This is a genomic window from Acinetobacter sp. YH12132, assembly GCF_013418645.1.
Classification (GTDB): Bacteria; Pseudomonadota; Gammaproteobacteria; order Pseudomonadales; family Moraxellaceae; genus Acinetobacter; species Acinetobacter indicus.
Map to the genome: position 1 here is coordinate 378,822 of NZ_VPBR01000001.1, position 11,910 is coordinate 390,731.

General features: G+C 46.0%; 9 protein-coding genes. 7 read left to right on the top strand and 2 right to left on the bottom strand.

The features are described 5' to 3' along the window. Positions 1–151: 151 nt before the first annotated feature. Complete coding sequence (gene crp / locus FTU67_RS01755; RefSeq protein ID WP_005177031.1) at positions 152–856, bottom strand: cAMP-activated global transcriptional regulator CRP; 705 nt, start codon at positions 854–856, stop codon at positions 152–154. A gap of 147 nt (positions 857–1,003) precedes the next feature. Between crp and FTU67_RS01760 the strand changes: the two genes are divergently transcribed. Continuing rightward, positions 1,004–1,426 (top strand): OsmC family protein, encoded by a 423-nt coding sequence (locus FTU67_RS01760; RefSeq protein WP_005177032.1) that lies wholly within the window; start codon positions 1,004–1,006, stop codon positions 1,424–1,426. 324 nt (positions 1,427–1,750) lie between these two features. Further along, on the top strand, positions 1,751–4,330 hold the full coding sequence (gene clpB / locus FTU67_RS01765; RefSeq protein WP_005177034.1) for an ATP-dependent chaperone ClpB: 2,580 nt from the start codon (positions 1,751–1,753) through the stop codon (positions 4,328–4,330). 251 nt (positions 4,331–4,581) lie between these two features. Here the strand turns inward: clpB and rlmKL are convergent, their stop codons facing one another. Continuing rightward, on the bottom strand, positions 4,582–6,786 hold the full coding sequence (rlmKL, locus tag FTU67_RS01770; RefSeq protein ID WP_180061333.1) for a bifunctional 23S rRNA (guanine(2069)-N(7))-methyltransferase RlmK/23S rRNA (guanine(2445)-N(2))-methyltransferase RlmL: 2,205 nt from the start codon (positions 6,784–6,786) through the stop codon (positions 4,582–4,584). A 237-nt stretch (positions 6,787–7,023) separates the two neighbouring features. Between rlmKL and FTU67_RS01775 the strand changes: the two genes are divergently transcribed. The 5 genes from FTU67_RS01775 (at position 7,024) to FTU67_RS01795 (ending at position 11,910) form a co-directional block, all read left to right on the top strand. Beyond that, complete coding sequence (locus FTU67_RS01775; protein ID WP_160241446.1) at positions 7,024–7,344, top strand: hypothetical protein; 321 nt, start codon at positions 7,024–7,026, stop codon at positions 7,342–7,344. Positions 7,345–7,495: 151 nt separating this feature from the next. After that, entirely contained in the window at positions 7,496–7,825 is a 330-nt protein-coding gene (locus tag FTU67_RS01780; protein WP_005177044.1) for a hypothetical protein, read from the top strand. Between the two features lie 219 nt (positions 7,826–8,044). Further along, positions 8,045–9,061, top strand: a complete 1,017-nt coding sequence (locus FTU67_RS01785) for an aspartate carbamoyltransferase catalytic subunit (protein ID WP_005177046.1) — start codon at positions 8,045–8,047, stop codon at positions 9,059–9,061. 10 nt (positions 9,062–9,071) lie between these two features. Next, the gene (locus tag FTU67_RS01790) at positions 9,072–10,307 is read left to right on the top strand and encodes a dihydroorotase (protein ID WP_180006830.1); all 1,236 of its coding nucleotides are present in this window, start codon (positions 9,072–9,074) and stop codon (positions 10,305–10,307) included. A gap of 148 nt (positions 10,308–10,455) precedes the next feature. Then, entirely contained in the window at positions 10,456–11,910 is a 1,455-nt protein-coding gene (locus tag FTU67_RS01795) for an OmpA family protein (protein ID WP_171432010.1), read from the top strand.

Genomic DNA, 11,910 nt, shown 5'->3' on the forward strand with positions numbered 1-11,910 from the left:
TATCATCAAGCGAATAGGGACTAGGCTAAACCATCGCAGGCAGACTGTTAAATCAATATTTTAGGTTAGTTTGTAAATATTTTTCACATAGCGAACAGGCATAAAAAAGGCAAATCCGAAGATTTGCCTTAAGCATATAGCAGTTTAAGACTTATTCATCATCAAACTGTTCATCTGCTGCATCATTTTGCTCTAAAGAGGCATCAAAAATCAGAATGGCTTTACCATCAGTTTCGATCATGCCTTGTTCTTCCAGGGTTTTCAGAACACGGCCGACCATTTCACGTGAACAGCCAACAATGCGGCCAATTTCCTGACGGGTAATGCGGATTTGACGGCCATTTGGCAAAATCATGGCTTCAGGCTGCGCAGACAGGTCAATCAGACAACGCGCAATACGGCCTGAAACATCAATGAAGGCCAGATCGGTCACTTTACGCGTGGTATTTTTTAAACGGCGCACCAGTTGGGCAAATACCGCATAGCTTAAATCTGGATATTGCTTGCTGAGCTCGTGGAAGTTTTCATAAGTCACTTCGGCAATTTCACAAACGTCACGTGTGCGTACTTCTGCAGTACGTTGTGGATTTGCTTCGAATAGACCCATTTCCCCAAAGAAGTCACCCGGATTCAAATACGCCACAACAATTTCGCGATCATCATCTTCACGCAGAATGATGGAAACAGATCCTTTCAGAATCAAATAAAGTGATTTTGATTCAGACCCCGCATCAACAATTGTGGTCCGTTTCGGATAACGGTTGATATATGCACGTTTTAATAATGCCTTGACTGAATCTGGTAATTGACCAGGAGACAGGGCATCGGTGCTTAATTGTGAAAAGTTTGAAGTCATGCTAACGGTTCCGAAAATGGATAAATAATAGATCGCACAAGACCTAGTATGAACTTGTCACACAGTAGAGATGAAATTCCTTATCAACTCAAATTATGTTAGTGTACAGGCACCTTGTAAATTTATAGTTTTTTTGAAGGACTTGCAATGCAAACGAGTGTTCATTGGCTAGAGAATGTTGCTTTTGAAGCAAAATCGGAAAGTGGCCATAGCGTGGTGATGGATGGTTCTGCCGAGTATGGTGGAGAAAACCGTGGACCACGTCCCATGGAGCTCATTTTAATGGGACTTGGTGGTTGTGCATCGTTTGATATTGTGACCATTTTAAAGAAATCACGTCAGGATGTGACTGGTGTGGTTTGTCAGCTGAAAGCAGAACGTGCCGATTCGATTCCGGCGGTGTTCACCAAAATTCATCTGCATTTTGTGGTGACAGGCAAGGCAGTCAAGGAAAAGCAGGTCGCCAAGGCAGTTGAATTATCCGCAGAAAAATACTGTTCAGCCAGCAAAATGCTGTCAGATGGTGGTGTTGAAATTAGCCACGATTTCGAGATTATCGAAGCAGAATAATCATGACTGTAAAGTCATGTAAAAAGTCGGTTAATTACCGGCTTTTTTATTTTTCCATGGTTTTAGACCTCGCAAAAAATTGGCCGCAATGGGCAGAGCTCTCAAAATATGTGTTTCCTGTTACATAGGTCGCAACGTCATTGCTGTATAAAAATAATCCTGATGCTGACTTGAAATTGGCCGGTCACAGACCAATATTATAATTGAGTTATATCTGTTGCATTAAAATAACACTTTGAAAAATATATGAAAAATCATTTGAAATTGCCAAAAGTACTCCCATATATGTTTCAAGTGAAAAAATTGTTGTGAGGAATAACAAGAATGCGTTTTGAAAAATTTACAAATCGCTTACAGCAAGCTCTCTCCGATGCGCAATCGCTGGCGATGGGCAAAGACCATACCGCCATTGACGGCATTCATGTCTTGGCCACTCTGTTAGAAGAAGCATCCAATGTCAGCTTGTTACAGCAGGCCGGTGCCCAGTTGCGTGATTTGCAGAGCAAGTTGCAGCAGGCACTGAATGATGCGCCAACGCTAGCCAATCCGACTGGCGACATTAATTTAAGTCCGGAAGCGGTTAAAGCCTTAAACTTGGCCGATAGCTATGCCCAGAAAGCGGGCGATGAATTCCTGTCTACCGACTGGGTATTACTGGGCCTGAGCGAAGTTGGGGCCACTAAAAGCTTATTGAACAGTATCGGTGTCAGCGCAGACAGTCTGCGTCAGGTGATTTTAAAAATTCGAGGTGATGAAAAAGTGATGAGTAATAATCATGAAGATCAACGTGATTCACTCAATAAATACACTGTAGATTTAACCGAACGTGCGCTGGCTGGCAAGCTCGATCCGGTGATTGGTCGTGATGATGAAATCCGCCGTACCGTACAGGTCTTGTCACGTCGGACCAAAAATAACCCGGTACTGATTGGTGAGCCTGGGGTCGGTAAAACCGCAATTGTAGAAGGTCTGGCACAGCGTATTGTGAATGGTGAAGTGCCAGAAAGCTTAAAAGGCAAACGCGTGTTATCGCTGGACCTGGGTTCATTGCTGGCCGGTGCCAAATATCGCGGCGAGTTTGAGGAGCGTTTAAAAGCGGTCCTGAAAGATCTGGCCAAGCATGAAGGCGAAATCATCCTGTTTATTGATGAGTTACATACCCTGGTTGGCGCAGGTAAAGGTGATGGCGCGATGGATGCCGGCAACATGCTGAAACCGGCGCTGGCACGCGGTGAATTACGCTGCGTGGGGGCAACCACGCTCGATGAATATCGTCAGTACATTGAAAAAGATGCCGCCCTTGAGCGCCGTTTCCAGAAAGTGCTGGTCGATGAGCCAAGTGTCGAAGACACCATTGCCATTTTACGTGGTCTGAAAGAGCGTTATGAAGTCCACCACGGGGTGAAAATTCTCGACTCGGCGATTATTGCTGCAGCGAAAATGTCACATCGTTATATCACTGACCGTCAGTTGCCCGATAAAGCCATTGACCTGATTGATGAAGCAGCATCGCGCATCAAGATGGAGCTGGACTCTAAACCGGAAGCGCTGGATAAGCTGGAACGCCGTCTGATTCAGTTAAAGCTGCAACTTGAAGCTGTGAAAAAAGATGAAGATGCCGGCAGCCGTGCAGAAGTCAGTCATCTGGAAAAACAGATCGAAGACGTCCAAAAAGACTATAACGATCTGGAAGAAGTGTGGAAGTCTGAAAAAACTCTGGTCGAAGGCACTAAGCAGATTCAGGCGCAGCTGGATCAGGCGCGTATTGCCTTGCAAAAAGCACAGCGTGAAAATGATCTGGGCGAGATGTCGCGTCTGCAATATGGCGTGATTCCGGAACTGGAAAAACAGCTGGCCCAAGATGAGCTGGTGGAAGAGAAAGAAGAACCGAAGTTATTGCGCAATAAAGTCACCGATAACGAAATTGCGGAAGTGGTCAGCGCAGCCACCGGTATTCCGGTTGCGAAAATGCTGCAAGGCGAGCGTGAAAAACTGCTGCAAATGGAAAGCTTCCTGCATCAGCGTGTGGTAGGGCAGGATGAAGCGGTGATTGCGGTATCCAATGCGGTGCGCCGTTCACGTGCCGGGTTGTCGGATCCGAACCGTCCAAGTGGTTCTTTCCTATTCCTGGGTCCAACCGGTGTCGGTAAGACCGAGTTAACCAAAGCCTTGGCCAACTTCCTGTTTGACAGCGATGACGCCATGATCCGGATTGATATGTCCGAATTTATGGAAAAACATTCAGTCAGTCGTCTGGTCGGTGCGCCTCCGGGCTATGTCGGCTATGAAGAAGGCGGGGTATTAACCGAAGCCGTACGCCGTAAACCGTATAGCGTGGTGCTGTTTGATGAGGTAGAAAAAGCCCATCCGGATGTATTTAACATCTTGCTCCAGGTACTGGATGATGGTCGCCTGACCGACTCGCAGGGCCGTGTGGTGGACTTTAAAAACACCGTGATTGTAATGACTTCGAACCTGGGTTCAAGCGATGTGCGTGAACTGGGCGATAATCCAAGCCGTGACGATGTACGCAATGTGGTGATGGCAGCTGTGTCTGAGCATTTCCGTCCGGAGTTTATCAACCGTATTGATGAGCTGGTGGTATTCCATGCCCTGGAAAAAGCCCAGATTCGTGGTATCGCCGATATCCAGCTGGACCGTTTACGTGCCCGTCTGGCCGACCGCGATATCAAGTTAACGGTAGATGATTCTGCCTTTGACCAGCTGATTGAAGCCGGTTTTGACCCAGTTTACGGTGCGCGTCCATTAAAACGTGCCATCCAGCAACAGGTAGAAAATAATCTGGCGCAGAAAATTCTGGCCGGTGACTTCCAGCCGGGAGATACCATTGTGATTACGGCAGATGCAGGCCAACTGGATTTCCAGAAGCTGAAACTGAACTAATCCGCACACGGTTCATCTAAACTGTTTAATCAAAGACCTGGCTTCGGCCGGGTTTTTTTATGGAGGTATCTGCAGCAAAAAGCCGGGCAGATGTAGCGATTCACTCTGCAAAGTAAGTCCACGCTGGATGATGAGTGACAGCGTAAAGTTTCCGATGTAAAAAAAGCCTGCTATGGGGTAGCAGGCTTTTTATTGCTAATCGAATGAACTGTGAATAGAAAAGGATTAAATCATCCTTTACCATTCACATTTTAGATTTGTGGATGCTGGATTTTCCAGGCGCGGTGAATCTTCTGGTTACGCTTGAAATCTGGACCAATGGTTTCATGGCTGATTTCCTGAATATCAAACAGCGCTGGCAAGGTTTCATCCATTTCAAAACCGCGATAGTTGTTCGAGAAGTACAGGGTGCCTTCTGTGGTTAAACGGTTCATGGCGCGTTTAATTAGCGAAACATGGTCACGTTGTACATCAAAAGTGCCGTAGAATTTCTTCGAGTTAGAGAAGGTGGGCGGATCAATAAAGATCAGGTCATATTGCTCATGACCTTCTTTTAGCCACTCAAAACAGTCGCTGGCAAAGAACTGGTGTTGTTCATCGGCATGGTTGACGGTTAAGCCGTTTAAGACAAAGTTTTCTTTGGACCAGTTCAAATAGGTGTTGGACAAGTCCACACTGGTGGTGCTGGCTGCGCCGCCTAAAGCAGCATGCAAACTCGCCGTTGATGTATAGCTGTACAGATTGAGGAAATGCTTGCCTTTAGCTTCTTTGGCAATACGTAAACGAATCTGGCGATGGTCCAGGAATAGGCCGGTATCCAGATAGTCGGTGAGGTTAACCAGAATCTTGGCCTGACCCTCCTGCACAATAAAGCGTTTCGATGCGGTACTTTGTTTGGTGTACTGGTTTTTACCTTCCTGACGGGCACGGGTTTTAATAAACACGGCATCACGGCCTAAACCGGTCACGGCACGAATCGCTTGCAGCGCCAGGTTAAAGCGTTTTTTTGCTTTTTCAGGATCAATTTTCTTCGGTGGTGCATATTCCTGCACATGCAGACGATCACCATATAAATCGACCGCGACATTAAAGTCCGGTAAATCGGCATCATACAGACGCAGGCAGTAAACGTTTTCTTTAACCGCCCATTTTTTTAAGGCCTGCATGTTCTTTTGCAGACGGTTGGTAAAGTCTTCGGCACCTTCAATTGGTTCAAACTGCTGTGGCTGCCAGTCAGCCAGGAACGGTTTTACTACTGCCGATGGTTTGACCGTACCAAAGCGAATGTAAATTGGCAGCTTACCATTCATTAAACGCAAGGTTTGCGGCTCATTAAATGCCAGCACATCGGCCTGTTCCACCTGGGCTGCAATGACAGCAGCAGACTGGTTCGGGAAATGTTTTTGTAGCAGGGCAGACAGACCTAAATACAAGGCACGGTTCGAGGCTTTATCACCCAGACGTTCACCATACGGCGGGTTGGTCACCACAAACGCAGTTTTGCCTTCGGCCTGAAAATCTGGCCAGTCTGACAAGGTGCGTTCTTCAATCTGGATATGATCGAGCAGACGTTCAAAACCGGCAGCAATAATATTCTGTTTGGTGGCTTTGACTGCTTCCCAGTCGGCATCAAAAGCATAGAATTTTGGCAGTGGCTGTTCCAGCGCCTGTTGATGACGCTCAGCCGCTTCTGCCTTTAATGACATCCACAGTTCATGGTCATGGCCATTCCAGCCATTAAAGCCGAAACGGCGTACCAGACCCGGTGCACGGTCGGTTAAAATCAGCAGGGATTCAATAATAAAGGTACCTGAACCACACATCGGGTCCAGAATAATGTCCGGATTCTTTTCTTTGAGTTTGGCTTTTTGCAAAATTGCCGCGGCCAGGTTTTCTTTAATTGGGGCGTCGGTCATAAAACGACGGTAGCCACGTTTATGCAGTGAATCACCCGATAAATCTAAGCAATAGGTATGTTCTTTTTTACCTGCCAAAATATACATGGTGATTTCAGGTGATTTGGTGTCGATACTTGGGCGTTTACCGACAGCTTCCATAAATGAATCAACCACACCATCTTTGGCACGTAGCGTAGCAAACTGCGTATTGACCTTAATTTCACGTTCAACGTGTAAACGAATGGCGAAGGTACTTTGTGGTGCAAAAATCAGTGACCAATCAAAGCTGATTGCACCTTCATAAAGCTCTTCAGCAACATCACGGGCATCATGTGAAAATTCAATTTCATGGGTGTGGATTGGCATCAGGACACGCGACGCCAGACGAGACCACATGCAGATGCGGTAAGCATTTTCCAGCGTACCTTTGAAGGTTAGACGACCCGGGAAACGTTCAATATTCTGAACACCTAAACCTTTGATTTCTTCTTCTAATAAGGTTTCCAGACCATCGGCACAGGTGACCCAATAATTGCTTAAACGTGAAGAGGTATTCATAAAATAGAGAGACCGGAAAAGAATAAATAAAAACTGCGCCAAGTTTACCGTATTTTGGCTATTAAAGCTGTGGAATTTTTTATAAATCTGGCACATCTCTGTTAGAGCTAATAATTATAAAAAGCTCTTAATCTTGGCATAAAAAGCAAATTGAAAATTCATGAGATATGTATAATTACACACCATCAACAAGAGGAACTTGTTGATTAAATCTTTTATTTTACAGAGGGATATAGGGTGAATATTACATCCGGTCGTGATGATGTTTTTTCCATTGCAACATTGTTGTATGCACGGTTAAGAAAAGTGAATAGTCGAGTAATTGACGTGATGTATCTGATGCAGGATCGCTCCTATGCACATCATGTGATTACGCTGGCGCTAGAAACCCGGGATGCTGAACTGGCAACGCATGTCGAGCGTTTGCGTCAGTTGCTGGATCTTCCAGATGACGAACAGCTGGAAAGAAGAAATTATGAGAATATTCAGGATGATGTATCAAGAAAAGGTGGTTCGGCCAAATATGATGAAGGCCATGTAAGTTTTAGCCTATTCTGATTTATAACTGAATTGTAGTTTTTATAAAAAGCCTGTCTTAATTACAGATGGGCTTTTTAATTTTGGTATGGATATTGCTGTAATTATCACGAGATTGCAGTCGCTGGGGAGAGGCTGCAATCTCGATTTTTAAATGATTGGGGAATCAAGAATGGTCAATACAGAAAGTTTTTCAATTGCGACTTTAATCTATGCACGTTTGAGACGAGTTTCAGGCCGGGTAATTGATGCCATTTATCTGTCTGAAAATAGTGATTATGCCGAACATGTGATTGCATTAGCCGAAGCCACACGCGATCCGGAATTACTGCGTCTGGTTGAAAAATTTAAAGACGTATTCGAGTTCTCTTCCGATTCGAACATAAGTCAAAAAGCGGGTTTACAGCAAAAAAATAACGATGAATTAATGAAAGTTGAACCAACTGAAGATGACATTTATCGGGCACAAGTCTCACATCATTATATTGGCGCACTACGCTAGATCAGTTATGGCATTCAAGCTCCAGACTTGGGTGCCATTTTAGAACATAAAATATTCATTCTAAAAATTCGTTTAAATTATCTTATTGAAAAAATACATAGGAATTTCAAAATCAATTTTTATTATCGAGCCGGTTTTTATACAAGTAGCCGAATTGCCAAGTGCCAAGAATGGCGATTCTCTGTATAATACGTTGACTTAACGTATAAGGAATCTCTCATGCACTTGGCGGCATTGCATACTCCGAGCCAGATTCAACTCAATAAAGATGGAAATCTAAAACATTTCATCACCATCGAAGGGCTTTCCAAACAAACCCTCACCAAAATTTTGGACACCGCGCAGTCCTTTTTTAATGACCAAAATCAGCTGATCACTAACAACCTGCTGGAAGGTCGTACGGTTATGAACCTGTTTTTTGAGAATTCAACCCGTACCCGTACCACCTTTGAAGCTGCAGCCAAACGTCTTTCGGCCAACGTGCTTAACATTGACATTGCCCGTTCCAGTACCTCTAAAGGCGAAACCCTGCGCGATACGCTGTGGAACTTGGAAGCCATGGCCGCCGATATTTTTGTGGTGCGTCATTCCTCTTCAGGTGCAGCGCATTTTATTGCCAAGGATGTCTGTCCAAATATCGCGATTATTAATGCCGGAGATGGCCGTCATGCGCATCCGACTCAAGCGATGCTGGATATGCTGACCATTCGCCGTGAAACCAAAAAAGACTTTGCTGACATGAGCATTGCCATTATTGGCGATATTAAACATTCGCGCGTGGCACGTTCTGATGTGGCGGCGTTACAAACTTTAGGTTGTAAAGATATTCGCGTGATTGCACCGAATACCTTGCTGCCATTTGGTTTTGAGGAATACGGGGCCGATGTACGCCTGTTTAATAAAATGGAAGATGGCATCCGTGATTGTGATGTGATTATTACCTTGCGTATCCAGAATGAACGGATTGATTCACCGGCGCTGTCCTCACCGGCAGAATTCTACAAAATGTATGGCCTGAACAAAGAGCGTCTGGCGCTGGCCAAACCGGATTGTATCGTGATGCACCCGGGACCGATGAACCGGGGTGTGGAAATTGATTCCAGCATTGCCGATGGTCCGCAATCGGTGATTTTAAATCAGGTGACCAATGGTATTGCGGTGCGTATGGCTGTGCTGGCACTGGCGATGCAGGGTCAGTTGCAGGAACAAGGTTTAATTGAAGCGATTGCGGTATAAGGAATCAGTCATGCGTATTGTAAAAATTGAAAATGTCCGCGTTCTTGATCCAATGCAAAAGACTGATCGCGTGCAAACGGTATATCTGGAAAATGGCAAGCTGGTTGCAGAAACAGCAGATGTGACTGAAACCATTGATGGACAAGGCAAATGGCTGATGCCAACCATGGTTGATCTGTGCGCGCGGATGCGTGAACCGGGTCAGCAGCAGCATGGTACTTTAAAATCAGAAGGCAAGGCGGCACGTGAAAACGGTATTCTGCACGTGTTTACCCCACCAGATTCCAAGCCGATTGTGCAGGACAATGGTGCTTTGATTCACGGTCTGGTCGAAAAAGCCATGCTGGATGGTGGTATTTATTTACAGGTGATTGGCGCACAAACCCAAGGCTTGCAAGGCAAACAGCCTGCCAATATGGCCGGTCTGAAAAAGGGCGGCTGTACTGCAGTTTCCAATGCCAATGCATCCTTTGCTGATGATGATGTCGTGATTCGCACGCTGGAATATGCAGCCGGTCTGGACCTGACCGTGGTGTTCTATGCCGAAGAACCGCAAATTGCCAAAGATGGCTGTGTGCATGAAGGTTTTATTGCTTCACGTCAGGGCTTGCCTATGATTCCGGCGCTGGCCGAAACCGTAGCCATTGCCAAATACCTGTTGATGATTGAAGCGACCAAAGTCCGTGCGCATTTCGGTTTGCTGTCCTGTGGCGCTTCGGTCGAGCTGATTAAAATTGCCAAACAAAAAGGCCTGCCAGTAACCTGTGATGTGGCGATGCATCAGCTGCATTTAACCGATCAGGTGATTGATGGCTTTAACTCGCTGGCGCATGTGCGTCCACCGCTACGTGCTGAAAAAGACAAAGAATTGCTGCGTCAGGGCTTAAAAGATGGCGTAATTGATGCGATCTGTACCCATCATGAACCCTTAAGCAGTTCGGCCAAAATGGCACCGTTTGCTGAAACCTTACCGGGCTTTACCGCTTTTGATACCTTTGTGCCCTTGGGTGTGCAACTGGTTGAGGAAGGTCTGTTCAGTCCATTGGAATGGGTGCATACCGTGACACTGGCACCGGCGACGGTTGCGCAAATGGCAGATCGCTGGATGCAGGAAGCTGGCTGGATTCTGATTGATCCTGAACTGGAGTGGACGCTGGACAAAGACAGCATTCTGTCCCAAGGCAAGAATACACCGCTGATTCAGCAAACCGTGAAAGGCAAGGTAATTCAGACTTTCCTGGCCTAAATTCGCCTGTTCAAGAGCCAGCATTTGCTGGCTTTTTTATGTTTTAATTTAAGTACATAAAGAAAAATACAATTATTTACAACGTCTAAAAAATGACCAGATACACTAAAAAATGCGAGTAGAACAATGACAAAAATGAGGCCATATCATGCAAACCAGATTGATAGAATTATTGAAAAATAGCGTGTCATCCATTGTGCTAGACGGGGAAACGGATTACCTCATTGAGAAAAACCGTGCCTTAAATGATTTTTATCCGGTATTTTTATCGGTGTTAAGACACCGGCCATCCCTCATTGACAGTCTGAGAAATCAGCTTAATCCGCGGCTGGCTGAAATTTTTGGTACCAACCTGAACCTGAAACAGCAGTTTCTGGAATTTAGCCGCGGTCAGGCGCCGGCAGATGAAATTGAATCTATCCTGAACCGGGCCATCGTACCAACCTTAGGTTTTTTAGAAAGTGAGGCTGGCTCGACCGATCCTGAGGCGATTGTGCATTTGCTTGATCAGCATATGCCGGACATTCAGGCTGCTTTGCCGGAATGGGCCGCTGCGCTGCTGGCCGGTTTAGGTGTCAATACCACTGCCGGGCAGACCATTCATCAGGCGCCTGAGTTATATGAAGAGGTGCCAGAGCAGAAGCGCTCGCCGTGGGTACCGATTCTGATTTTTATTATTCTGGCATTGTTACTGGCCTTTTTATTTAAAGCCTGTTCTGACCGTAATGAAGAAGAGGTGCCTGTTACCCAGGCAGCAGCGACGGAACCGGCCTATTTGCAGGTCAATACCGGTTCCAATGGCGATCTGGTCACCTGTCAGTTGTATCTGAACAATCCGGCTTATACCGACATTCTGCAAACAGAAGTTAAACGGATTTTTAACCATCCGACAGGTTGTGGGGTGAATAGCGCCAGTAATTATCATAGTGAATTTATTGATCAGGATGTGATTCCAACGGCATTGAAAATCCTGAAAGATGTGCCGAATACCAATATGACCTGGATGGGTGAGCAGATTGCGATTCAGTCCACCAATCCGGCAGATGCGCAGCGTGTGGCCAATCAGCTGCGTCCTTTGGCCAAGAATATGACCATTACGGTGCAGCAGGATCTCGATGTACAGACCGTCACACCAGCGACCACGACCGCAGCACAAGCCTTGGCCGTGATTAACCCGGATAATATTCAGGCGCTGGATGTCGCCACAGCCTTAAATCTGGAGGCGATTCATTTTGAGTCGGCATCTTCGACTGTACCGGAAGCCAATCAGCCAATTCTGGATCAGGCTGCGGCCTTAATCCAGCGTGCGCCGCATGTACATTTGACCATTAAAGGCCATACCGATGCAGTAGGCAGCAATGAAGCCAATAATCTGTTGTCCTTACGCCGTGCTGAAGCGGTACGTGATTATCTGGTACAACGCGGGGTTGATCCTTCCCAGTTACAGGCCGTGGGGTATGGCCAGCAACAGCCGATGGAACCAAATGCAACCCCAGAAGGGCAGTTCCAGAACCGTCGTATTGAGTTTGAAGTATTAAATACAGAAACCGGGGTGGTACGTGCGGTCGATGACCAAGGTATTGTCGAGAAAAAAGCAGAGTAA

Excerpts from the sequence above, each read along its gene's own strand:
- FTU67_RS01795 (WP_171432010.1), top strand. The coding sequence starts at position 10,456 with ATGCAAACCAGATTGATAGAATTATTGAAAAATAGCGTGTCATCCATT.
- FTU67_RS01780 (WP_005177044.1), top strand. The coding sequence starts at position 7,496 with ATGGTCAATACAGAAAGTTTTTCAATTGCGACTTTAATCTATGCACGT.
- crp (WP_005177031.1), bottom strand. The coding sequence starts at position 856 with ATGACTTCAAACTTTTCACAATTAAGCACCGATGCCCTGTCTCCTGGT.
- FTU67_RS01785 (WP_005177046.1), top strand. The coding sequence starts at position 8,045 with ATGCACTTGGCGGCATTGCATACTCCGAGCCAGATTCAACTCAATAAA.
- FTU67_RS01760 (WP_005177032.1), top strand. The coding sequence starts at position 1,004 with ATGCAAACGAGTGTTCATTGGCTAGAGAATGTTGCTTTTGAAGCAAAA.
- clpB (WP_005177034.1), top strand. The coding sequence starts at position 1,751 with ATGCGTTTTGAAAAATTTACAAATCGCTTACAGCAAGCTCTCTCCGAT.
- rlmKL (WP_180061333.1), bottom strand. The coding sequence starts at position 6,786 with ATGAATACCTCTTCACGTTTAAGCAATTATTGGGTCACCTGTGCCGAT.
- FTU67_RS01790 (WP_180006830.1), top strand. The coding sequence starts at position 9,072 with ATGCGTATTGTAAAAATTGAAAATGTCCGCGTTCTTGATCCAATGCAA.